23 protein-coding genes are annotated in these 22,709 nt (G+C 64.0%); 5 read left to right on the plus strand and 18 right to left on the minus strand.

The window, feature by feature from the left end; all coding sequences use genetic code 11:
- Nucleotides 1-59 precede the first annotated feature (59 nt).
- From G9Q80_RS08050 to G9Q80_RS08060, 3 genes are read right to left on the minus strand one after another with little or no spacing between them, the layout of a single operon-like run.
- Complete coding sequence (locus G9Q80_RS08050) at nucleotides 60-974, minus strand: pseudouridine-5'-phosphate glycosidase (protein WP_088713798.1); 915 nt, start codon at nucleotides 972-974, stop codon at nucleotides 60-62.
- Between the two features lie 2 nt (nucleotides 975-976).
- Nucleotides 977-1,867, minus strand: a complete 891-nt coding sequence (locus G9Q80_RS08055) for a PfkB family carbohydrate kinase (protein ID WP_088713797.1) — start codon at nucleotides 1,865-1,867, stop codon at nucleotides 977-979.
- Nucleotides 1,868-1,917: 50 nt separating this feature from the next.
- The gene (locus G9Q80_RS08060) at nucleotides 1,918-2,808 is read right to left on the minus strand and encodes a LysR substrate-binding domain-containing protein (RefSeq protein ID WP_416045611.1); all 891 of its coding nucleotides are present in this window, start codon (nucleotides 2,806-2,808) and stop codon (nucleotides 1,918-1,920) included.
- Between the two features lie 90 nt (nucleotides 2,809-2,898).
- Between G9Q80_RS08060 and G9Q80_RS08065 the strand changes: the two genes are divergently transcribed.
- On the plus strand, nucleotides 2,899-4,125 hold the full coding sequence (locus G9Q80_RS08065) for an acyl-CoA dehydrogenase (RefSeq protein ID WP_373286045.1): 1,227 nt from the start codon (nucleotides 2,899-2,901) through the stop codon (nucleotides 4,123-4,125).
- Between the two features lie 156 nt (nucleotides 4,126-4,281).
- Here the strand turns inward: G9Q80_RS08065 and G9Q80_RS08070 are convergent, their stop codons facing one another.
- On the minus strand, nucleotides 4,282-5,478 hold the full coding sequence (locus tag G9Q80_RS08070; protein WP_210426167.1) for a hypothetical protein: 1,197 nt from the start codon (nucleotides 5,476-5,478) through the stop codon (nucleotides 4,282-4,284).
- Nucleotides 5,479-5,879: 401 nt separating this feature from the next.
- On the opposite strand from G9Q80_RS08070, the gene aroQ reads away from it, so the two are divergent.
- Both aroQ and G9Q80_RS08080 read left to right on the plus strand, forming a co-directional pair.
- The gene (aroQ, locus tag G9Q80_RS08075) at nucleotides 5,880-6,320 is read left to right on the plus strand and encodes a type II 3-dehydroquinate dehydratase (protein ID WP_069208320.1); all 441 of its coding nucleotides are present in this window, start codon (nucleotides 5,880-5,882) and stop codon (nucleotides 6,318-6,320) included.
- On the plus strand, nucleotides 6,320-7,084 hold the full coding sequence (locus G9Q80_RS08080) for a helix-turn-helix transcriptional regulator (RefSeq protein ID WP_088713794.1): 765 nt from the start codon (nucleotides 6,320-6,322) through the stop codon (nucleotides 7,082-7,084). The genes aroQ and G9Q80_RS08080 overlap by 1 nt, the downstream gene beginning before the upstream one ends.
- Nucleotides 7,085-7,607: 523 nt before the next feature.
- On the opposite strand, the gene tsf is transcribed toward G9Q80_RS08080, so the two are convergent.
- From tsf to G9Q80_RS08135, 11 genes are all read right to left on the minus strand, one after another.
- The gene (gene tsf, locus G9Q80_RS08085; protein ID WP_043138904.1) at nucleotides 7,608-8,483 is read right to left on the minus strand and encodes a translation elongation factor Ts; all 876 of its coding nucleotides are present in this window, start codon (nucleotides 8,481-8,483) and stop codon (nucleotides 7,608-7,610) included.
- Between the two features lie 127 nt (nucleotides 8,484-8,610).
- Nucleotides 8,611-9,387: a 30S ribosomal protein S2 gene (gene rpsB, locus G9Q80_RS08090; RefSeq protein WP_043138907.1), complete on the minus strand. Its 777-nt coding sequence runs from the start codon at nucleotides 9,385-9,387 to the stop codon at nucleotides 8,611-8,613.
- 184 nt (nucleotides 9,388-9,571) lie between these two features.
- A complete protein-coding gene (locus tag G9Q80_RS08095; protein ID WP_133066348.1) occupies nucleotides 9,572-10,144 on the minus strand; it encodes a hypothetical protein in 573 nt (190 codons plus the stop codon).
- Between the two features lie 108 nt (nucleotides 10,145-10,252).
- Nucleotides 10,253-10,942 carry a phosphate regulon transcriptional regulator PhoB gene (gene phoB, locus G9Q80_RS08100; RefSeq protein WP_043138909.1) on the minus strand — a complete coding sequence of 230 codons (690 nt, stop codon included), beginning with the start codon at nucleotides 10,940-10,942 and terminating at the stop codon, nucleotides 10,253-10,255.
- A gap of 4 nt (nucleotides 10,943-10,946) precedes the next feature.
- Nucleotides 10,947-11,687: a phosphate signaling complex protein PhoU gene (phoU, locus tag G9Q80_RS08105; protein WP_043138912.1), complete on the minus strand. Its 741-nt coding sequence runs from the start codon at nucleotides 11,685-11,687 to the stop codon at nucleotides 10,947-10,949.
- Entirely contained in the window at nucleotides 11,687-12,484 is a 798-nt protein-coding gene (gene pstB / locus G9Q80_RS08110) for a phosphate ABC transporter ATP-binding protein PstB (RefSeq protein WP_043138914.1), read from the minus strand. The genes phoU and pstB overlap by 1 nt, the downstream gene beginning before the upstream one ends.
- 30 nt (nucleotides 12,485-12,514) lie before the next feature.
- The gene (gene pstA / locus G9Q80_RS08115) at nucleotides 12,515-13,846 is read right to left on the minus strand and encodes a phosphate ABC transporter permease PstA (RefSeq protein ID WP_043138917.1); all 1,332 of its coding nucleotides are present in this window, start codon (nucleotides 13,844-13,846) and stop codon (nucleotides 12,515-12,517) included.
- On the minus strand, nucleotides 13,846-15,309 hold the full coding sequence (pstC, locus tag G9Q80_RS08120; protein WP_043138919.1) for a phosphate ABC transporter permease subunit PstC: 1,464 nt from the start codon (nucleotides 15,307-15,309) through the stop codon (nucleotides 13,846-13,848). Before pstC ends, pstA begins: the two co-directional genes overlap by 1 nt.
- Nucleotides 15,310-15,415: 106 nt before the next feature.
- The gene (locus G9Q80_RS08125; protein ID WP_043138922.1) at nucleotides 15,416-16,456 is read right to left on the minus strand and encodes a substrate-binding domain-containing protein; all 1,041 of its coding nucleotides are present in this window, start codon (nucleotides 16,454-16,456) and stop codon (nucleotides 15,416-15,418) included.
- A gap of 302 nt (nucleotides 16,457-16,758) precedes the next feature.
- The gene (locus G9Q80_RS08130) at nucleotides 16,759-17,799 is read right to left on the minus strand and encodes an ATP-binding protein (RefSeq protein WP_043138923.1); all 1,041 of its coding nucleotides are present in this window, start codon (nucleotides 17,797-17,799) and stop codon (nucleotides 16,759-16,761) included.
- Complete coding sequence (locus G9Q80_RS08135) at nucleotides 17,799-18,977, minus strand: trans-sulfuration enzyme family protein (protein WP_074620563.1); 1,179 nt, start codon at nucleotides 18,975-18,977, stop codon at nucleotides 17,799-17,801. Before G9Q80_RS08135 ends, G9Q80_RS08130 begins: the two co-directional genes overlap by 1 nt.
- Nucleotides 18,978-19,194: 217 nt before the next feature.
- Between G9Q80_RS08135 and G9Q80_RS08140 the strand changes: the two genes are divergently transcribed.
- Nucleotides 19,195-19,686 carry a hypothetical protein gene (locus G9Q80_RS08140; protein WP_069208325.1) on the plus strand — a complete coding sequence of 164 codons (492 nt, stop codon included), beginning with the start codon at nucleotides 19,195-19,197 and terminating at the stop codon, nucleotides 19,684-19,686.
- 7 nt (nucleotides 19,687-19,693) lie between these two features.
- Here the strand turns inward: G9Q80_RS08140 and G9Q80_RS08145 are convergent, their stop codons facing one another.
- The 3 genes from G9Q80_RS08145 to G9Q80_RS08155 are packed head-to-tail and all read right to left on the minus strand — an operon-like array spanning nucleotide 19,694 to nucleotide 21,761.
- Complete coding sequence (locus G9Q80_RS08145) at nucleotides 19,694-20,215, minus strand: gamma carbonic anhydrase family protein (protein ID WP_088713792.1); 522 nt, start codon at nucleotides 20,213-20,215, stop codon at nucleotides 19,694-19,696.
- Nucleotides 20,212-20,862, minus strand: coding sequence for a guanylate kinase (gmk, locus tag G9Q80_RS08150; RefSeq protein WP_416045616.1), 651 nt, complete (start codon nucleotides 20,860-20,862; stop codon nucleotides 20,212-20,214). The genes G9Q80_RS08145 and gmk overlap by 4 nt, the downstream gene beginning before the upstream one ends.
- A gap of 8 nt (nucleotides 20,863-20,870) precedes the next feature.
- Nucleotides 20,871-21,761: a YicC/YloC family endoribonuclease gene (locus tag G9Q80_RS08155; RefSeq protein ID WP_088713791.1), complete on the minus strand. Its 891-nt coding sequence runs from the start codon at nucleotides 21,759-21,761 to the stop codon at nucleotides 20,871-20,873.
- A 240-nt stretch (nucleotides 21,762-22,001) separates the two neighbouring features.
- Here G9Q80_RS08155 and G9Q80_RS08160 point away from each other — a divergent pair, with 240 nt between their 5' ends.
- A complete protein-coding gene (locus tag G9Q80_RS08160) occupies nucleotides 22,002-22,667 on the plus strand; it encodes a PAS domain-containing protein (protein WP_232788115.1) in 666 nt (221 codons plus the stop codon).
- Nucleotides 22,668-22,709 lie beyond the last annotated feature (42 nt).

Raw genomic sequence — 22,709 nt, forward strand, 5'->3', positions numbered from 1 at the left:
CAAGACGAAAGTAGGTGCATCGCGCGGGCTCTACAATGGGCTTTGCATCGGAAAGACGATCAGGCGGGCAGGGCGCTCAATTCCTGCGCAATCCCGGCGGCGAGCCGGGCATTGTTGAGGACCAGCGCGATGTTCGCCTCCAACGACCGACCGCCCGACAGTTCGTAGATCCGTTGCAGCAGGTAGGGGGTCAGGTCCTTGCCCGCGATTCCGTGCGTTTCCGCATCGCGCGTGGCCTCGGCGATGATCGGGGCAAGTGTCTCGCGCGGGATCTCGGCCTCGGCGGGAATCGGGTTGGCGATGAGCTGACCGCCGGGCAGGCCCAGCCGTGCGCGCATCCGGTGGGCCGCGGCGATCTCTGCCGGGCTGTCGGCGCGTAGGGGCGCCCGCAGGCCCGCCTCGCGCGACCAGAAGGCCGGCAGTTGGTCCTGGCCAAAGGCCATGACGGGCACACCAAGGGTTTCCAGCCGTTCCAGCGTCTTGGGCAGGTCGAGGATGGCCTTGGCGCCAGCGGCCACCACCGTCACGCGGGTTTCGGCCAGTTCCTGAAGGTCGGCGGAAATGTCAAAGGTCGTCTCGGCACCGCGATGCACGCCGCCGATGCCGCCTGTAGCAAAGACCTCGATCCCGGCCAGTTGCGCGGCGATCATGGTTGCGGCGACGGTGGTCGCCCCTGTCCCGCCGCGTGCCATGCACACGGCCATGTCCGCGCGCGACAGCTTGGCCACCTTCTTGGACTGCGCAAGCGCCTCCAGCTGGACATCTTCCAACCCAACGTAAAGCGTGCCTTCGATCACCGCGATGGTGGCCGGCACGGCGCCATTGTCGCGCACCGTCGCCTCGACCCGGCGCGCCACTTCCAGGTTCTGGGGCCAGGGCATGCCGTGGGTGACGATGGTGCTTTCCAGCGCCACGACGGGGCGATGTTCGGCCAGGGCCTCGGCCACGGCATGAGAGCATTTGATCGGGCTCATCATCAGGTTCCTCCGGAAACATGGGTCGCGGCGGCGGCCAGCGCGCGGCGCAAGGCCTCGGGCCGGTCAAAACCGTCGCGTTCGGCGGCGATATGGGCCGCCATGAACGTGTCGCCCGCGCCGGTGACGCGGGTCACGGTGACAGGCGGCGGTGTTTCTGTATGGCTGGCATCGGCCGTCGCATCGCAACAGGGCGCGCCACCATGCGTGACCAGCGCCCGCGCGGCGCCACGCTCGACCAGGGCGCGCGCGGCCTCGGCGGCGCTGGTGAAGGGGGCTTCGCAGAGAAGGCAGGCCTCTTCGAGGTTGACGTAAAGAGTCCCGCGTCCCGCGCGCAGAAAGGCGGAGAGCCGCGTGGCCTTGCCCGGGCTGGCGGGGGCGATGCGCAGATCGGCTCGGGCAAAGGCCGGGTGCGCCGCGATCTCGGCCAGCAGGGCCTCTGTCAGGTTGCCGTCCAGCGCGATACGGCCCGCGTAGGGGGCCTGCGGCGTTCCCAGCGGTCCCTCGATCAGCGGCGACAGGATGCGCGCGCCGGCCTGTTCCAGGGAATGCGCATCGGCGATCGCGGCCAGCAGACCGTCCGGTGTCTCGATCGCCATGTAGCGATCCGTGGGCAGATCCGGCGCACGGGTCAGGTGGGTGGTATCCAGCCCCAACCGCCTGCATTCCGCCGCAAGTGCCGTGCCTTCGGCATCCTGTCCGACGACCGAAATCAGCGCCGGGCGCATCCCCAAACCCGCCAAGGTCATGGCGATGTTCAGTGCCACGCCACCGGGGATCAGCCGGATGCGGCCCGGCTTGTCATTGCCGGCCTGCATGGGCACATCGCAACGGCCGATCATGTCCCAGAGGACGGAGCCGATGCAGAGGATATCCGGGGCGTGTGTTGTCATTGCCGCGTTTGTGGCGCGAAGGGCAGGGCGGCGCAAGCCGCATCCGTGCCTTACCGCGGCAGCATGTCCTCTTCGTCGGCGCAAAGGGCCAGCCAGTCGCGAAAGGCAATGAGCGCGGGCGGCGCCGGGCGGTCGGCGGGCCAGACGAGGTAGTAGGCGCCAAGACTGACGGGCGCGGCCTCATGCGCCGGTCGCAACGTGCCCGCCGCACGTTCGGGCGTGCTGAGATAATCGGGCAAGAGCGCCACGCCCAGCCCGTGCAACGCCGCCTGCAGGATGGCCGTGAACTGGTCGAAGGTCGGTCCGGGCAAGGGTCCCGGCGGCAGGCCCTGTGTCGTGAACCACTCCGTCCAGGCATCCGGCCGGGTCTGGATATGCAAGAGCGGCAGGCGCCGCAGAGCCTCGAGCGGCAACGGCCCATCAGGCAGGAGCGAGGGCGCGGCGAGCGGCTGCACGGTCTCTGTCATCAACCGCAGGTGATGCGTGTCCGGCCAGTCCGGTGCGCCGAAATGCAGCGCTGCATCAAGGGGTTCCGCGGCAAAGCTGAACGGACGCAGCCGGGTCGTCAGGTTCACCGTCACTTCTGGATGACGACGCGTGAAATCCGGCAGCCGCGGCACCAGCCAACGCATCCCGAAACTGGGCAGGATCGCCAGGTTCAGCGCACCGCCCGAGGGATCAAGCCGCAGCGCCATTGCCGCTTCTGTCAGCCGATCCAGCGTCTCGCGCACCGTTCCGGCAAAACTGCGCGCCTGAGGAGTGAGGCGCAAAGCCCTGTTTCCACGCAGGAAAAGCGTGACGCCAAGCTGTTCCTCAAGGGTCTTGAGCTGGCGCGAGACGGCGCTTTGCGTCAGGTTCAGTTCCTGTGCCACGGCGGTGGCGCTGCCCAGACGATCCAGCGCCTCGAGCGCACGCAGTGCGGGCAGGGGTGGCAGATGCATTCCCATTCCTCATGAATACCTGCGATATTGTCGTTTTTCCATGCGACGGCTGCAAGCTATACTGCACCAAATCGAGGACAGGAGCCCGCCATGAACGAGATGACCAAACCGCATCTGAAAGCCAAGGACGCCCCGGACCTGGGTGGGTTCACCTGGGACGACCCGTTCCGCCTGGCCGACCAGTTGAGCGAGGAGGAACGCATGCTGGCCGAGGGTGCGCGCAGCTTTGCACAGGAGAAACTGGCCCCGCGCATCGTCGAAGCCTTCGAGGAAGAAACCGTGGAACCGGCGATCTTTGCCGAGATGGGTGAGATGGGCCTGCTGGGCATCACGGTGCCCGAGGAATATGGCGGCCTTGGCAGTTCCTATGTCTCTTACGGCCTTGTCGCGCGCGAGATCGAGCGCGTCGACTCGGGGTATCGGTCGATGATGTCGGTGCAGTCCAGCCTCGTGATGTACCCGATCTACGCCTATGGATCCGAGGAACAGCGCAAGAAATACCTGCCGAAACTCGCCAGCGGTGAATGGATCGGCTGTTTCGGCCTGACCGAGCCGGACGCGGGCAGTGATCCGGGCAGCATGAAGACGCGGGCGGAAAAGATCGACGGCGGCTATCGCTTGACCGGTTCGAAGATGTGGATTTCCAACGCACCGGTGGCGGATGTCTTTGTCATCTGGGCCAAGTCCGACGCCCATGATGGCAAGATCCGCGGCTTTGTCCTGGACAAGGGCACCAAAGGCTTGTCGGCACCCAAGGTGGCCAACAAGTTGAGCCTGCGCGCCAGCGTGACAGGTGAGGTCGTGCTGGAAGGCGTCGAGGTGGGCGAAGAGGCTTTGTTACCACATGTTCAGGGACTTAAAGGGCCTTTTGGATGTTTGAATCGCGCGCGCTACGGCATCGCCTGGGGCGCGCTTGGCGCCGCCGAGTTCTGCTGGCACGCAGCACGGCAGTACGGGCTGGACCGCAAGCAGTTCGGCAAACCCATCGCACAGACGCAGCTGTTCCAAAAGAAACTGGCCGACATGCAGACCGAGATTGCGCTGGGGCTGCAGGGTTGCCTGCGGGTCGGACGCTTGATGGACGAGGCGCAGGGCGCGCCCGAAATGATCTCGATCCTCAAGCGCAACAACTGCGGCAAGGCGCTGGAGATAGCGCGCATGGCCCGTGACATGCACGGCGGCAACGGGATCTCGGCAGAGTTCCAGGTGATCCGTCACATGCTGAACCTTGAGACGGTGAACACCTACGAGGGCACCCATGATGTGCATGCGCTGATCCTGGGCCGCGCACAGACCGGTTTGCAGGCATTTTTCTGATCCGAAACGACAAGAACCGGATGATCCATCCGGTTCTTGTCACCACAGGGGGCACGAGGTCTGGAGCAGGCGCGCTAGGTGAGCGTATTTCCGATAATCAGTATTATGTTAATATCGGATACGGGGCGAAACAGCCCCGCATCCGGTTTTCCAGCTTCATTCGTCCTTGTAGCCCGCGATCTTGCGCCAATCTCCGACGATCGGCCCTTCGGTCGATGCCGGGTTTTTCGGATCGAAGCCTCCGATCGCCTTCTTCGCCTCTACTCGACGTTTCTTGACGATCCCGTCCCGTTCCTTCTTGGCCCGGGTCCAGGGATCGCCATTCTTCTTGTCCCAGTAGTCGCCGCTCTTGTAGCCCGTCCAGTGATCAAAGACCTCGTACTGCGGCGTTGTGGTGCCCTTGGCCGTGTGACAACCGTTTGGCGTGCAGACGTCAGATCCCTGATTGTAGATCGTGTGATCGAGGACCTCGACCGAGTTCTCGATATCGCTCAGCATGTCGTGGTACGTCTTGGTCACATGATCCGCGAAACGCTCGGCATGGCTTTTGCGGGACACGGTGTAGCTGGATTTCAGGACGTCGCCATCCTCGCCCACGTCGACCTCGGCCTGGATCGTGTCGATCAGCAAGACCGTGCTTCCGGCCAGCTGGTAGACCGGCAAACCGGCCTTGCGGAACCGCTTTTCCTCGAGCGGGCCAATGACGTCCGCGGCGAACTTTTCCTGCCAATCGTCCAGGAGACCCAGAAGAGTTTCGCGGTCACGGCCGCTGTTCCGCATCGGAATGAATTCATCCTCCAGCCATCCCCGGAATCCGTTTACATGGCCGTTGATCTGGCTGATCACCGATGCGTCGATCTCCTGTTTGAACATGTCGTGAAGCTTCTTGTAGACCTCGCTGAAATAGGACGGCACGTCCTCGGGTCCAAAGATCGACTCGTATATCTTGTCACCGATCTTTTCGCCAATCTTCGCCGCGATCTTGGAGGCGATTGCGCTTGCTGCTTCGAGAGCAAGGTCGTCGATACCGGCGATCATGGGGCTGACGACAGCGCCGGTGTCGAGGCTGTCTTTCTGAAAATACTGCTCATCCCGCACCAGCCTGCCGTCGATAATCCGGACTTCGGGGAACAGAATGGTCAACTCGGCTTGGTTTGTTGTCCGCACCAGAGCCCCGGTGCCGGCGGCAATGTCGCCCAGTGGTGCTGTCAGGTAGGTGAACCGTTCGCTCTGGATGGTTTCTCCCGGCAGTCTCGGAATTTCCGCCGAAGCCTCGAAACGTGCGCAGCGCATCGCAGTCTCGAAATCCGCGGCCTGATCTTTGGGTATTTCCGGCAGCTCACTTTCGGACATCAGCGCCAAGTCCGGATGATCCTGATGTGCAAGCGCGGCCCGAGTACTGGGCGTAAGGACGGACTGTGCGTCGGCCTCCTTGTGGATTGCCGCAAGCTTGGCCGAAACATAGGTTTCCGGATCGTCTGCAAAAACTTTGGTAAACAAGAAACGCATAATACCCCCTTCCCTATAAGTTGAGTTTTCAGCCTAGACTGGTGTTTGAAAGGCTGACAAGCTTTTCAAGACGCGCATTCGGATACACTGACAGCGAGATCCTCTCACACGCGACCGCAATCAGGGATTGTTTGGTCTGAGGCGGTTTCGCAACTGCGCCCCGGCTTTGGCGGTTCGGTCCGGTCAGGCGACTGGACAGGTCGACCGGCATGCTCTTACCACCGGACCAAAGCCCGGAGACCGCAATGACATCTATCCTCGTCCTGAACGGACCTAACCTGAACCTGCTGGGCACCCGTCAGCCCGAAATCTACGGCCATACGACGTTGGCCGATGTCGAGGCGATGAGCATCGAACACGGCAAGGCGCGCGGGGTCGATGTGGTCTGCGCCCAGTCCAACCACGAAGGCGCGCTTGTGACCCACATCCAGGACGCCCGCGGCACACATGCCGGGATCGTGCTGAACGCGGGCGCCTATACCCACACCTCGATCGCCATGATGGACGCGATCAAAGGCGCCGAGATGCCGACCGTCGAACTGCACCTGTCGAACGTCCACGCGCGTGAGGAATTCCGCCACAAGTCCTTTATCGCGCCTGTCGCAATCGGAGTGATAGCAGGTTTCGGCGCAAACGGGTATAAACTGGCAATAGACGCACTGCTCGGCTTTCTGGAGACCCGGTGATGACACCTGAACTGAGAGATTACCTGATCAAGGTCACGAATGCCGAAGAGGTCCAGGACCTCTGGGAAAAGCACTGCGCCAAGATGGACAGTTACGGTTTTGACAGGCTGATCTACGGGTTCACGCGGTTCCTGACGGCGACCAGCTTTGGCGACCCGAACGATTTCATCGTGCTGACCAACCACACGCCCGCCTATCGCAAGGGTTTTGTCGAGGATGGCCTTTACCGCCATGCCCCGATGGTTCGCTGGGCGCTCGAGAACGAGGGTCACTGCAGCTGGCGCGTCATGGCCGATCAGATCAACAAGGGGACGCTGGACGACAAGGCCGCCAAGGTCGTGGCCTTCAACCTCCAGCACAAGGTGCACGCCGGCTACACGATCAGTTTCCAGTCGGTCTCGCACCGGGCCAAGGGCGCGATCTCGCTGACCACGCGTCCCGAGATGAACCAGGACGAGGCGGATGCGGTCTGGGCGGAACACGGTCAGGACATCGTACTGCTGAACAACCTCGTGCACCTCAAAATCCTCACCCTGCCCCTGCCCCTTTCCGGACAGAACCTGACACCGCGCCAGCGCGAGGCTCTGGAATGGGTTGGCGACGGCAAGACCATGCAGGACATTGCCCAGATCATGGGGCTGACGCAGGCCACGGTGGAAAAGCACCTGCGCCTGGCGCGTGAGACCCTGAACGTGGAAACAACGGCCCAGGCCGTCGCAAAGGCCGCGTTTCACAACCAGATGTACATCCTCGAAGCACAGTAACAGCGCACCTCGGGAAACCATGTAGTGGCAAGGCGTTAGTGTCTTCTCTCTGCGTGACTCCCGCGTGAATTTTTCCCTTTTACCCTTTGGTCAGGAAATCCGTACTTCCTTAACCTCGGGTAAATTGCGAATGTTCAAGCGTTCCGTGAGTGGTGGCTTTGGCCATGGAACGAAGGGGCCGCAACCCGCGTATTACCGGGCCCTGCGGAACCTCCGGTGCAAACCGGGCGCTGGTACGACGGGGGCAATTATCGCCTTCCGTCGGCCAGCATCCTTTCGGGGTCCCTGGATCTCATCCCCAATGTCTCAACCGGGGGCCCCGAATTTCCATTCAAATTGCAACCTATGCGGGATAATCGGCTGGCGCAAGCAAAGGTGCCGTCCTTTATCGAGCACCGGCAAGGCCCCGCCCATCCGCGCTGCATTCCCTGCAAAAGGCCAATGAAAAAGGCGCCGGACAGATGTCCGGCGCCTTTGGCGATTCGCAACGGGCAGGGATTCCCCCTGCCCTTTCAGGACAGTCTTAGCCCTGGGCGGCCTTGGCCACCTCGGCTGCGAAATCCTCTTCCTTCTTCTCGATGCCTTCGCCGACCTGCAGGCGGACAAAGCCGACGATCTCGGCGCCGGCGTCCTTGGCGGCCTGCTCGACGGTCTTGTCGGTGTCCAGGGCAAAGGCCTGACCCAGCAGCGTGACTTCGGCCATGAACTTCTTCATGCGGCCGACGATCATCTTCTCGATCACGGCGTCCGGCTTGCCCGATTCCTTGGCGATGTCGATCTGGACCTGCTTTTCCTTCTCGACCACGGCCGGATCCAGCGAGGCTTCGTTCAGGGCTGCGGGGTTCATGGCAGCGATGTGCATGCCGACCTGCTTGCCGAACTCTTCCGAACCGCCCTTCATGGCGACCAGGACGCCGATCTGGCCCATGCCGTCAGCGGCGGCGTTGTGGACGTAGGCCGCCACGACGTCACCTTCGACAGCAGCCATGCGGCGCAGCGACATGTTCTCACCGATCTTGGCAACGGCGTCGGTGATGCGCTCTTCGACGGGCTTACCGCCCATGTCAGCCGCTTTCAGCGCCTCGACGTCAGCCACGGTCAGCGCGGTTTCGGCGATGCCGGCAACCATCTGCTGGAACTCGGCGTTCTTGGCGACGAAGTCGGTTTCCGAGTTGACCTCGACGGCCACGCCCTTGCCACCGTCGACCTTGACGGCAACCAGGCCTTCTGCCGCGGTACGGCCGGATTTCTTGGCCGCCTTGGCCAGGCCCTTGGTGCGGAGCCAGTCGATGGCCGCGTCGAAGTCGCCGTCGGTTTCGGTCAGCGCCTTCTTGGCGTCCATCATGCCTGCGCCGGTCATTTCGCGCAGTTCTTTCACCTGTTTTGCAGTGATCGCCATGTCTTGGCTCTCCTCATCATCTTTTTGCAGGAGGTCGGGTGGCCCCGGCCGCCGGGACTACCTCCCGGGCCTTGGCCACCCCTCATGTCACGGACCTGTATCGTTTTTGCGACACGGGTCCCGGGGATCAGCCCTCGGCGTTCTCGCCCGCGTCGGCCAGCAGTTCCTCGGCCGGTGCGTCTTCGAGCGCGCCCAGGTCGACGCCTGCCGCTTCCATCTGGCCGGTCATGCCGTCCAGCGCCGCGCGGCTGACCAGATCGCAGTACAGCGCGATTGCGCGGGCCGCGTCGTCGTTGCCGGGGATGATGTAGTCAACGCCCTCGGGCGAGCAGTTGGTGTCGACCACGGCCACAACCGGGATGCCCAGCTTGTTGGCTTCGGCAACGGCCAGCTGCTCTTTCTTGACGTCGATGACGAACAGCATGTCCGGCACGCCGCCCATTTCACGGATCCCGCCCAGCGACGCCTGCAGCTTGGCCTGGTCACGCTCCATGTTGAGGCGCTCTTTCTTGGTGAGGCCTTCGGCGCCACCTTCCATCTGCTCGTCGATTTCGCGCAGGCGGTTGATCGACTGCGACACGGTCTGCCAGTTGGTCAGCGTGCCGCCCAGCCAGCGGTGGTTCATGTAGTACTGCGCGCATTTCTCGGCGGCTTCGGCGATCGGCTGGGCAGCCTGACGCTTGGTGCCGACGAACAGGACGCGGCCGTTCTTGGCCACGCATTCGCGGATGGCGTTCAGGGCAGCGTCCAGCATCGGGACAGTCTGCGTCAGGTCCATGATGTGGATGCCGTTGCGCGCACCGTAGATGAACTCGCCCATGCGGGGGTTCCAGCGCTGCGTCTGGTGGCCAAAGTGAACGCCAGCTTCCAGCAGCTGACGCATGGTGAACTCGGGAAGAGCCATGCCTTCTATCCTTTCCGGTTTATATCCTCGGCGGGGGAATCACCCCGGATCAAGTCCGGGGCAACCGGTGGACCTTTGGGGATGTCTGTCCAATAGGCCCGCCCCCGCCTGCGGGGTTCGTGCCGCGCGCATTACAGCGGTTTCACAAGAGGCGCAAGGGGCAAAGGGCCAGGCCACGCGGGGGTTAGCGAAAGATCCCGCCCAGGAAGCCCCAACCGCTGCTGTCCTCGATGGCTATGGGATCGGAATATCCGCCTGTCAGGTAGCCGGTGAACCCGTCGTCCACATCCATCTGGCGCAGGATCAAGGTGCCATATTCGGATGGCCAACCAACGCTCAGGGCCTGCGCTCCATCTGGCAAGGTGCCGGCGAGGAACAGCCGGGATTCGCGAGGGAGCGAGACATCGGGGATCTCGTCCACCTGGATCTCTGTCACGCGCAGCGGCACATCTGTGCCATCCACCCGGATCGTGACCCTGTCCAAAACATTGCCGGTTTCCGCCTCGATGCGTGACTTGAACGCATCGGCGGACAGCGCGCGCAACTGGTCGACGGCGTCCGAGCGATCGGTCTCGTTGGTGTCCTCGACACCTTCCAGGTCGATCCCGGCCAGCACCGGTTCCATGCTCATGCGCAGAACCAGAGATACACGTCCATCCGGTGTCGTCAGATCGGCGATTGCCGGACGCACCTCATGCGCCTGTACCGTCCCAAACGGGACCAGAAGGACCAGAACTGTCAGAAAACCGCGTATCACCGGAAGCGTCCTCACCTGCTGCACGGCAGACAAGATGACGCGTTCCTGCCGCAGATCAAGCGGTCAGTGGCAAGGGCGGTGAAAAGGGCACCGCCCTGCCCTTTTGAATCAGCCCAGCGCGTAGCCCGCGCCGCGCACCGTGCGCAGCGGATCGTTTCCGCCATGCTGGCACAGCGCCTTGCGCAGGCGCCCGATGTGGACATCCACGGTGCGGGTATCGACATAGATGTCGCGCCCCCAGACCCGGTCCAGCAATTGTTCGCGGGACCAGACCCGGCCGGGCTTTTCCATGAAGGTCGTCAACAGTCGGAATTCCGTCGGCCCCAGTTTCAGCGCCTTGCTGTTCCGGGTCACGCGGTGCGTCTCGCTGTCGAGAACGATATCCTCGTATTCCAGGCGCAGCCCGGCGGCGGCGGGACGCGCGCGGCGCAGTTGCGCGCGCACCCGGGCCATTAGCTCGATCACCGAGTAGGGTTTGACCACATAGTCATCCGCCCCGGTTTCAAGCCCGCGCACCCGGTCCACCTCTTCCGAGCGGGCCGACAGCATGATGATCGGCACGCTGCGCGTCTCGGGGCGGGTCTTGATCTGGCGACAGACCTCGATCCCCGAGACATTGGGCAACATCCAGTCCAGCACGATAATGTCCGGGCTTTCCTCGTCGATAAGCACCAGCGCCTCTTCGCCATTCTCGGCCCGCGTGACGCGGAACCCCTCGGCTTCGAGGTTGTAGGTCAGAACTTCCCGCTGCGCGGCTTCGTCCTCGACCACCAGAACAGTGGGCTGGTCTGCGGCCATGTGCTTAATCCCCGTCCTTGTCCATGTCCGGCGCCAGGTCGGCATCCGTCGAGGTGCGATCCGCCTTTTCACGCGGTTCATCCGGCTTGCGGCCGGTGGTCAGGAACACCACCTGCTCGGCGATCGAGGTCACGTGGTCACCCATGCGTTCGATGTTCTTGGCAATGAAATGCAGGTGCATGCAGGCGGTGATGTTGCGCGGATCTTCCAGCATGAAGGTCAGGAATTCGCGGAACAGCGTGTTGTACATCTGGTCCACGTCCCGGTCGCGCTCGATCACGTCCTCGGCCAGGGCCTCGTCGCGCTGGATATAGGCATCCAGCGCGTCCTTGAGCATCAGTTCGACCTCGCGGGCCATGCGGCGCAGCGAGGGTGCCGTGCCGCCGATGGCCTGCATCTGGACCAGCACGCCGGTCCGCTTGGCGATGTTCTTGCTGAGGTCGCCCATGCGTTCCAGGTTGGCCGACATGCGCATGACCGACAGGACGATGCGCAGGTCCGACGCGGTCGGCGCGCGCAGCGCGATCACCCGGGCCGCCTCTTCGTTCAGGCTTTCCTCCAGCGCGTCGATGGCGGCGTCGTTGCGGCGCACCAGTTCGGCCAGTTCCTCGTCGCGGGTTTCCAGCGATTTGGCCGATTGCATTATGGCGGCTTCGACAAGCCCGCCCATCTTCATGATCTGGGCCTGGATACCTTCCAGGTCGCGGTCGAAGGCGCTGGCGATATGTTGCTTGAGTTCAGACATTAGCCGATCCGTCCCGTGATGTAGCTTTCCGTCCGGCTGTCCACCGGGTTGGTGAAGATCTTGCCGGTGTCGCCGAATTCCACGAGGTTGCCCAGGTGGAAGAAGGCGGTTTTCTGGCTGACCCGCGCGGCCTGCTGCATCGAGTGGGTCACGATCACGACCGAGTAGTCCTGCCGCAACTCGTCGATCAGTTCCTCGACCTGGCTGGTCGCAATCGGATCCAGCGCCGAACAGGGTTCGTCCATCAAGAGCACCTCGGGTTCTGTGGCGATGGCGCGCGCAATGCACAGGCGCTGCTGCTGTCCGCCCGACAGGCCGGTGCCCGGCGCGTCCAGCCGGTCCTTGACCTCGTCCCAGATGGCGCCGCGGCGCAGGCTCTTTTCGACGATCTCGTCCAGGTCCGCCTTGGACTTGGCCAACCCGTGGATGCGCGGGCCATAGGCGATGTTGTCATAGATCGACTTGGGGAACGGGTTGGGCTTCTGGAAAACCATGCCGACCTTGGCGCGCAGCTGCACCGGGTCGACCCGCTTGTCGTAGATGTCCTCGCCATCGATCGAGATGTCGCCCTCGACGCGGCAGACGTCGATGGTGTCGTTCATCCGGTTCAGGCAGCGCAGGAAGGTCGACTTGCCACAGCCCGATGGACCGATAAAGGCCGTGACGGTCTTGTCCTCGATGTCACAGTCCACGTCCTTGATCGCGTGTGTGGTGCCATAATAGACCTGCACCTTGCGGGCGCTGATCTTGATGTCCTGCTGGTCCACGTCTCTCTCCGTATGCGGTGCGTCGTACATTGTTACTCTCCTAGATCCGCTGCCCGGGCCTTACCAGCGGCGCTCGAAACGGCGGCGCAGAATGATTGCGATGATGTTCATGGTCAGCAGGAAGATGAGCAGGATGATGATACCGCCCCAGGCCTTTTCGTAAAACGCCTGATCTGCGCGCGCGGCCCAGGTGTAGATCTGGGCAGGCATGGCCGAGTTCGGGTCGGTAAAGCCGCTGATGAACCCGTCCGGATAGCCACGCGCGACGAAGCCGACCATGCCGATCAGCAAGAGCGGCGCGGTTTCCCCCAGCGCCTGCGCCAGACCGATGATCGTGCCGGTCAGGATGCCGGGCATGGCCAGCGGCAGGACGTGGTGGAACACCGACTGCATCTTCGAGGCGCCAACCCCTAGCGCGGCATCGCGGATCGAGGGCGGCACTGCCTTGAGCGATGCACGCGTCGAGATGATGATCGTCGGCAGCGTCATCAGCGTCAGCACCAGGCCACCGACCAGAGGCGCGGATTGCGGCAGGTGCATGAACTGGATGAAGACGGCCAGGCCCAGGATGCCGAAGACGATCGAGGGCACGGCGGCAAGGTTCGAGATGTTCACCTCGATCATGTCGGTCCAGCGGTTCTGCGGCGCGAATTCCTCGAGGTAGATCGAGGCCGCGACACCGATGGGCAGCGACAGGAACAGCACCACCAGCATCATGAAGAACGACCCCACGACAGAGGCACCGATACCGGCACCACCCGGGTTGTCCACGCCCGAGTCCGCCCCGGTGATGAACCCCCAGTCAAAGGCCGAATGCACGATCCCGGCCTCGGCCAGGGCATCGACAAGGTCCAGGTCCGCCAACGTTAGAAAGCGGCTGTCCTGCAGGGTCTCTCGCTGAACGCGGCCCTTGAAATAACCGTCCACGCGCGAGGCGGCGTTCAGCTTGAAAGCAACCTCCTGGCCCAACTGATCGGGGTTGGCGGTGTAGTATTCCCGCAGCGTGCCGCCGATCTTGCCCATGATCCGTTCGATGGCCGCCTCGTCAAAGGCCACCTGGACGTTCTCGGCCTCCAGCTTCTGCTGCAGGGCGGTGATGAAGTAGCCGGAATAGGCCTTGGTCTTGAACAGCTGGCCCTCGGCCTCGTCGAACTGTTCCTGCGTCAGGGTAAAGTTGACGTCGACCACCGTGGTGGTGAAGGCTGGCAGGCCCGAACGGACAATCGAGAAGGCCAGGACGGCGAGAAAGAACAGGCCGGTGGCAATGGCGGCGATCCCGTAGGCCTGGAACCGTTTTTCCGCCGCGTTGCGCTTTTTCGTCCGCGCATCTTCGCTTACCAGCGAGGTCTTTGCCCGGCGCGGCCGGGGCGTATCCATGCTTGCGTCGGTCATTAGTCGTACTGCTCCCGGTATTTGCGCACGATGTAGAGGGCGAAGACGTTTAGCCCCAGCGTCATGATGAAGAGGGTCATGCCCAGGGCGAAGGCCACCAGCGCCTCGGGCGAGGCAAAGTCGCTGTCGCCGGTCAACTGGCTGACGATCTTGGCGGTCACGGTGGTCATGGCCTCGAAGGGATTGAGGCTGAGCCGGGCAGCGGCCCCTGCCCCCAGCACCACGATCATGGTTTCGCCGATGGCGCGCGAGGTCGCCAGAAGGACGGCGCCGACGATGCCTGGCAGGGCGGCAGGCAGGATCACCTGCTTGATGGTCTCGGACTTGGTCGCGCCCAGCCCGTACGAGCCGTCGCGCATCGCCTGGGGCACCGCGTTGATGATGTCATCCGACAGCGAGCTGACGAAGGGGATCAGCATGATGCCCATTGCCAGGCCCGCGGTGATGACCGCACGCTGGCCACCCATCCAGCCGGTTCCGTCGGGGCCGAAGACGCTCAGCAGCATCGGGCCGATGGTCAGCAGCGCAAAAAGACCGTAGACAATGGTCGGGATACCGGCCAGCACCTCCAGCATCGGCTTTGCAAAGCTGCGCACCGGCTTGGAGGCATATTCCGACAGGTAGACGGCGGCGAAAAGACCAATCGGAACCGCCACGATCAGCGCCACCAGCGAGATGTAGAACGTCCCCCAGAGCAGCGGCAGGACACCCAGCTCGGACCCGCCGCCAAAGGAAGGCGCCCAGGTCAGTGATCCAAAGAACTCGGAGGCCGGGTAAAGACGGAAGAACTCGATGGTGTTGAAGATCAACGACAGGACGATCCCGACCGTGGTCAGCACGGCGATGGAGGCCGCCGCGATCAGCAGCGCCATCACGCTTTTTTCGACGACGTTGCGGGCGCGAAAGTCCTTATTGGTTTCGCGCAGGCCCCAGAAGACCCCCAGCAGCGCGACCAGGATGACCACGCCCGACATGATCATGTTGCCGGTGGCGTTGATCACCCGGTATTCCTGCGCCGCGCGCAGCACCGGCTGGGTGATCTGGGTGGTCACGATCTGGCCAGCCTCCTTGAGGCGGGTGGTCACATCGGTGAAATCGGCGCGAGCGTTGCGGGCGAACTCTTCGGAGATCGCCCCTTGGGCAACCGCGTTGTCCAGCCCGTCTGCCGCGCGGCGCACCTCAGCCAGCACAAGGCCGCGGCTGGACCCGTCGGCAATCGCACTATCGGGGATCATGCCGGAAACGACGCCGTTCACGTAGAACGGCTGGGCCACGAGCCAGACGACCATCAGCAACATGGCCGGAACGACCGCCTTCAGCGCCACGTTCGACCCGTAATAGGTCGGAAGCGAGTGCAGGTGCCGGCTGTCGCCCCCGGCGCTTTGCATCGCGCGGGTCCGGCCGAGAATAAACCCGGCGGCCGCCAGCGCGAGCACGATCACGATGAGCCAGATAACAGGCATGTGCCCCCCGAAGTCAGGAATGGTGGAAAAGGTCCAAAAAGGAAGGGGGGCGGCGGAATATGCCGCCCCCGCAGGCGTCAGGTGCAAACACCCCCGGAGGGATGGATTACATGCCTTCGCCCATCACGACTTCGTCGGCGACCATCTGCTGGGTCTTGGCCAGCTCGGGGTCGGACACCAGGCCGTAGTTGGCGAGCGGGCCGGAGGGGCCTGCCAGCTCGTCGGCGACGAAGAACTGGGCGTACTCTTTCAGGCCGGGGATCACGCCGATGTGGGCTTTCTTGACGTAGAAGAACAGCGGACGCGACACCGGGTATTCACCCGAGGCGATGCTCTCGGTCGAGGGCATGACGCCCGACATAGTGGCGACCTTCAGCTTGTCGGTGTTGTTCTCGTAGAACGCCAGGCCGAACACGCCGATGCCGTGCGCGTTGGCGTCGATCGAGGCCAGGGTCTCGGTGTAGTCGCCGTCGATGTCGACCGAACGACCGTCGGTGCGGACCATCAGGCAGGCGTCCTCGGCGTCGTCCTCGGACATGCCGGCAGCGATCATCGCGTCGTGGGCGCCGGTGGCTTCACAGCCGGCCGCGATCACTTTTTCTTCGAACACTTCACGGGTGCCGTGCTTGGTGCCCGGGATGAAGGCGAGGATCTCGGCGTCCGGCAGGTCGGCGTTGAACTCGTTCCACTTGGTGTAGGGGTTGTCGACCAGCTCGCCGTCGACCACGACCTTCGGCGCCAATGCGTTGAAGATGTCGGAGGGCGTGAAGGCGGTGTAGGCCGGGCCATCTGCCTGCGAGGCGAAGACGATGCCGTCATAGCCGATGCGGACTTCGATGATGTCGGTCACGCCGTTTTCGGCACAGGCCTTGATCTCTTTTTCGCGGATGGCGCGCGATGCGTTGGCGACGTCGATGGTGTTCTCGCCCACGCCTTCGCAGAAACGCTTGAGGCCAGCGGAGGAGCCGCCCGATTCAACGACCGGCGTCGGGAAGTCGGTGTTGGCACCGAACGCTTCTGCAACGATCGAGGCATAGGGCAGAACGGTCGAGGAACCGGCAACCTGGATGTTGTCACGGGCAACGGCTGCGGTGGCCGAAACGGCTGCGATCGCCAGGGTCGAGGCGGTCAGTTTAGCGAATTTCATGGATAGCTCCCTGAACTTAGGAATCAGTCATCCCCACGATGACCTTGGCCCGGACCGCTAAAGGCCCCGCGCTATGGTTTTGTGACGCTTGGGTAACAGTTTTATGACACCAGCCATTTAGGGCCGATCAACCTCCTGTCAGGGCAGACGAATCAAACTCACCCGGCGGATCGTGACCGAAGGCAACAGGCCGGACCCGACGTCAGCAAGGACCAAGCGCCGCAAGGCCCTGTTACATCCGGGGCATGAAAAAGCCCCCCGAATCGAACGGAGGGCCGTTGGGGAGCTTCTGTCGGACCGGGTCAGCCCACGGGCAGGATGATCGTGAATCGGGTGCCCATCCCCTTTTCGCTCTCGATCCGCAGACGTCCGCGATGGCGGTTCACTATATGTTTGACGATCGCCAGGCCCAGACCCGTGCCCCCCATCTCGCGCGAGCGGTGGTTGTCGACCCGGTAGAACCGTTCGGTCAGGCGCGGCAGGTGGATCGGGTCGATCCCCGCGCCGCTGTCCTCGACGACCAGCGTCACCCCCTGGCCTTGCAGGCGCGGGACATAGTCCGGGGCCGTCAGGCGCACCGTGACCGTGGTGCCCTCACCGCTGTACTTGATGCCGTTCTCGATCAGGTTGGTCAGGACCTGGCGCAACTGGTCTTCGTCGCCGGGCACCATCACGCGGCGCCCTTCTGGCAGATCATGGGCCAGAGTTACGCTGTTGTCCGCCGCCATCGGTGTCAGCCCCTGGATCGTCGACAGCACCAGTTCCGCGAGGTCCAGCCGCGAGGTCGGGCGCACGCGCTCTTCGGCCTCGACCCGGCTCAGCGACAGCAGATCGCCGACAAGGCGGTTCATCCTGTGGGCCTCGGCCTCCATGATGCCCAGAAACCTCTGTTGCCCGGCAGGGTCGTTCCGGGCGGGCCCCCTCAGGGTTTCTATGAAACCGATCAGGGCGGTCAGCGGCGTGCGCAGTTCATGGCTGACATTGGCGACGAAATCGCGCCGCATCTGTACCAGCTGATGCGCATGGGTCACGTCCTCGAACGAGACCAGGACGCTGCCACCTGTGGGCAGGTCCACTGGCCGGACGGACACGCGAAAGGTGGTGTCCTGACGACCGTCGTTGCCAAGGTACTCGGTTGCGCGCGGCGCCCGGTCGCGCAGGCAGTTCTCGATCGCGTCCAGCAATTGCGGCTGGCGCAGCGCGGTCAGGAAATGCCGCCCCCCGATACCCGCCCCCAACAGGGCGCGGGCCGGTTCGTTTGCCGCCTCGATCCTCTCGTCGCTGCGGATCACCAGGGCGGGCATCGGCACCGCGTCGACGAAACCGGCGACGAAGTCGGACATCAGGCGGTGCCTCTTGCGGCGGCAAGCCCGTCGGCGAAACAGGCGATCAGCGCCTCGGGGTCTTCAAGGCCCACCGAGACGCGGAAGAACCCCTCGGACACACCCATCCTTGCCCGCGCTTCGGGCGTCAGGGCCCGGTGCGAGGACGAGGCGGGATGCGACAGCGTGGTGCCCACGTCACCCAGGGTGGGCGCAAAGGCGATGCCGCTCGCGGCCTCGGCAAAGGCATTGGCCGCCGCGCGCCCGCCCTCGATTTCAAAGCTGACCATGTGGCCGCCCTGCCCCTTCAGCAGCGATTGCGCGCGCGCTGCCTCGGGGTGATCGGGCCGCGTGGGATACAGCACGCGCTTCACCCCCTCGGCGCCCGAAAGGTAATCCGCCAGCCGTTGCGACGTGTCCTGCGCGCGCGCATAGCGCAGCGCAAAGGTCGCAAGGCCCCGTTCGGCCAGCCAGCAATCAAAGGGACTGGGTGTCATGCCCGTGGTGACGGCAAAGATGCGCATCCGCTCGGCCAGCGCCGGATCCTTGGCAGCGACCCAACCAAGGGTGGCGTCGGAATGGCCAGCCAGCAGCTTGGTCACCGAGTGGAGCACGATGTCGGCCCCGTGTTCGAAGGGCCGGATGCCCAGCGGCGTGGTAAAGGTGTTGTCCACCACCAGCAGCACGCCACGCTCTGCGCAGACCTCTGCCACGGCGTCCAGATCGGCAATGCGGATGGTTGGGTTCGAGACCACCTCGATCAGCACCAGCCGGGTTTCAGGGCGGATCGCCTCGGCCACTGCGGTCGCGTCCGTGGCATCCACCAAAGAGGTCGCGATCCCCAGGCGTGGCAGATCCTCGGCCATCATGCGCAGCGACCGACCGTACAGCTGGTCGGCGCCGATGACGTGATCGCCGGTCTTGCACAGCCCCAACAGGACCGCGCTCACCGCCGCCATGCCGGACCCCACCACCAGCCCGCCGGTGGCGCCTTCCAGCGCGTCGATACGCTGCGCCAGGACATCGGCGTTAGGATGCCCTTCACGGGCGTAGGTATAGCCGGTCTCTCGGCCCTCGTACTGCGAATCCAGTTCGTCCGGCGAGGTCGAGGCATAGACCACCGAAGGCGCAATCGGAGAAACCACAGGCGTGGACAGCGATGCGGGCCAACCGGCTGGACGTTGCAGGGTTTTCTTCATGTCTGATGGTTCCTTCTGTCTGCGCCGGCGATGCTTAGCCCATCGCCCCGGCGCCGTCGATAGCCCCGGAACGCCATCGCCCTCCGCGGCCCGTCCGCCAGGACATATTCCAAAATTCGTTCCCCCTATCCCAAAGCAGAATTGACGGGTACGTCGAAGGCTGTATCAGAACCGTTGGCCTCCAGGTGCGGGGGAGTTAGTAGCCAGGAATCAGGTCATGTGGACACCCAAGCCAGACGCAGCCGAACTCGTCTCGACCACGGACCCGCAGGCCGAAGCGATCTACCAGGCCGGACTGGACCGCATCACCAACCTGTTCTGGGCGCGCGACTGGGACCAGCTGGCCGATTGTATCGCTGTGCCAAACCGGATTGGCGCCCCGGACACGGAACGCGTCTTTGCCACGCTGGATGAATGGATCGTCACCGCAAAGGCCGCGCGCGAGACTTTTGCCCAGATCGGCGCCACGGAATATCACAGGCTGGGCCGGGCGGCCCGGTTCACCGATGAAGCACGCACCCGCATTATCGGCCTCCATGAAACCTATATCCTGCGCGGGTCGGCCTTTGCCATGCCCGCTTATCGCGCCTTTATGATGATGCGGCAGGAGGCGGACGGCAACTGGCGGTCGAACGGGCTTTATTCTGAACAGCGCGATACAACGCTGCCCACGATCCACGCCGAACGGCTCAAGCCGCTTTCGCGCTGAAACCGGCTCAGACCGGTTTCATGCCTGCGGCGAAACGGGCCGCGTTGGCCTGGTAGCCAAGGGCGGATTTCTTCAGGCCTTCTATAGCTGCCTCGTCCAGCTGGCGCACGACCTTGCCCGGCATCCCCATGACCAGGCTGCCGTCCGGGATTTCCTTGCCCTCGGTCACCAGCGCGCCGGCACCGATCAGGCAGTTCTTGCCGATCCTGGCCCCGTTGAGGATCGTCGCCCCCATGCCGATCAGCGTGTTGTCCCCGATGGTGCAACCGTGCAGCATGACCTTGTGGCCGATGGTACAGCCCTTGCCGATTTGCAGCGGATAGCCCATGTCGGTGTGGCAGACCGTGTTCTCCTGCAGGTTCGATCCCTCGCCGACACGGATTTCCTCGTTGTCGCCGCGCAGCGTGCAGCCGAACCAGACCGAGGATTTCGCCTCCATCACCACCTTGCCGATCAGGTTGGCATCCGGCGCCACCCAGGCATCCGCGGCCAGTTCCGGGGCGATCCCGTCCAGTGCATACAGGGTCATGACAGTTCCTCGAATTCGGTTTGCAGGTGCCGGACGTGCTCGACCAGCGCGGGCTGTTGCGATCGCCGCAGGCGGGTTGCGGTGACGATGGTCTTCAGCCGCTCAAAGGTGGCGTCCAGGTCATCGTTGACCAGAACGAAATCATAGCCATCCCAATGGCTGATCTCGTCCCAGCTTTTCTGCATCCGCTTGGCGATCACCTCGGGCGCATCCTGTCCCCGGCTGACCAGCCGGCGGTGCAGTTCCTCGATCGACGGCGGCAGGATGAAGACTGACAGTGTATGCTGCCCAAGCGCGGAGTTGCGGATCTGTTGCGCGCCCTGCCAGTCGATGTCGAAGAGCACGTCACAGCCCCGTCCGATGGCCTCTTCGACCGGCGCGCGCGGACTGCCGTAGAAATTGCCGAACACATGCGCGTGTTCCAGCATCCCCTGCTCGGCAACCGACCGCTTGAAGCTTTCCTCGGTCATGAAGTGGTAATGCTCGCCGTCCACCTCGCCCGGGCGCGGCTTGCGAGTCGTGGCCGAGACCGAAAAGCGCAAGGACGGATCCCAGTCCAGCAGGCGCCGCGACAGGGTGGATTTGCCCGCGCCCGAGGGCGAGGACAGGATGATGAGCAACCCGCGGCGGGTCATGTCGGGCGTCATGGTCAGGGTCACTCCACGTTCTGGACCTGCTCGCGCATCTGGTCGATCACGGTTTTCAGCGCCAGGCCCGCGCGGGTCAGGCGCGTGTCGCCGGATTTCGAACAGAGCGTGTTGGCCTCGCGGTTGAACTCCTGCATCAGGAAATCGAACTTGCGGCCCACCGCGCCCTTGACCTCCAGCAGCTCGTGCGCGGCGGCGATATGGGCGCGCAGCCGGTCGATTTCCTCAGTGATGTCGGATTTCACCGCGATCAGCGCCAGTTCCTGCGCCAGTCGCGCCTCGTCGACACCGTCGGCATTCTCGGTCACGCGGCGCAACTGATCGCGCAGGCGCTCGGCCTGATGCGGTTGTCGCTCGGCCACGGCGGCCCCGGCCTCGTCCACGAGGCCGGTGATCTCGTCCAGTTGCTGGGTCAGGATACGGGCGAGTGCAGTGCCTTCGGACCGGCGCATGGCGACAAAGCTGTTCAGGGCCATGTCGAAATCCGCCAGAAGCGCGGTGCACAGCGCCTTGGGATCGGCCTCCGGAACCTCGGCGGTCAGAACACCGCGCAGGGCCACGATCTCGGCCGCGGTCGAGGGCGCCAGCGACAGGCCCTTGTCCATCGCGTCGTTCTCGATCCGCTGCATCGCGGCCAGAACGGCGGCCAGCTGCGCCTCGTCGATCCGCAGACCGCCCCCTGTCTCTTCCGCCGCCAGCTTCAGCGAGATCTGCACGTTACCGCGCTTCAGGCGCTCGGCACAGCGCGACCGAACACCCGCTTCCAGCCCGTCGATCCCATCCGGCATGCGCAGGCGCAGGTCCAGCCCCTTGCCGTTGACCCCGCGCAATTCCCAGGTCCAGCTTCGGCCAAGACCCTGGCCGTTCTGGCTGGCGAACCCCGTCATGGATTGCCGCATCTCGCCTCTCCCCTCGTGTTGACAAAGGGGGTATCGGCAGACGCGTCCGGGCGCAAGCACCCTGCCCGTTCGTTAACCTTCGGTTCAGAATTGGGACGAATTTGAAGCGAACCTCTGATAGTAATGTTTTCGTAACCTTGATTAAGCAGGCTTGGTGGCAGGGGGCCCCGCCATGCTGCACCGGACGACAGGAGCATTGGCATGTTGGGCAAAGGCGGTAGCGGCGAGGACGTCGTTTCAATGACGGATCGGGAAAAGATGCGGCGGCTGGCGCCGCTGCGGCAGGTCGAGGCGTATTGGCATGGCCTATGCGCCCGGGATGCCGTGCCGCTACGCAGCCAGATCGATCCGCGCGGCATGGAAGACGCGCTGGAAAACGCCTTTCTCATGGAACGCATCGCGCCGACGATGGCCAAGATCCGCGTAGCGGGCACGCATCTCAACGACCTGATGGGCATGCAGATCGCCGGGATGCCCCTGTCCAGCCTGATCGCACCCGCCGACCGCGAGCGGTTTGGCCAGGCGGTGGCAGAGCTATTCGCCGGCCCCTGCATCGTCCGCATAGACCTGACCGCCGAGGGCGGTTTCGGCAAGCCGGACATGGAGGCCAACATGGTGCTCCTACCGCTGCGTTCGGATTTCGGCGACCAGACCCGCGCGCTGGGCGCCCTGGTCAGCCACGGACGGATCGGCCGCACGCCGCGTCGCTTCGTGTTGCGCAATGTCGAGGTGACACCAGCCCTGTCCGGACAGGACATCGTCCCGGCGGATCGCCCCGAGGACATGGCCCCGGCGTTGCGCGAGGACCCGGAACGCTTTGCCCCCCGCACCAGTGCGCCTGCCGACAGCCTGCGCGCGCCGATCACGGAACGCGGCCACCTCAAGCTGATCGTCAGCAACGACTGAGGCATTCCCTCAACGCCTTTCGGGCGCAAAGATTCCAACCGC

The sequence above is a fragment of the Mameliella sp. LZ-28 genome (assembly GCF_012274245.1).
Taxonomy (GTDB): domain Bacteria; phylum Pseudomonadota; class Alphaproteobacteria; order Rhodobacterales; family Rhodobacteraceae; genus Antarctobacter; species Antarctobacter albus.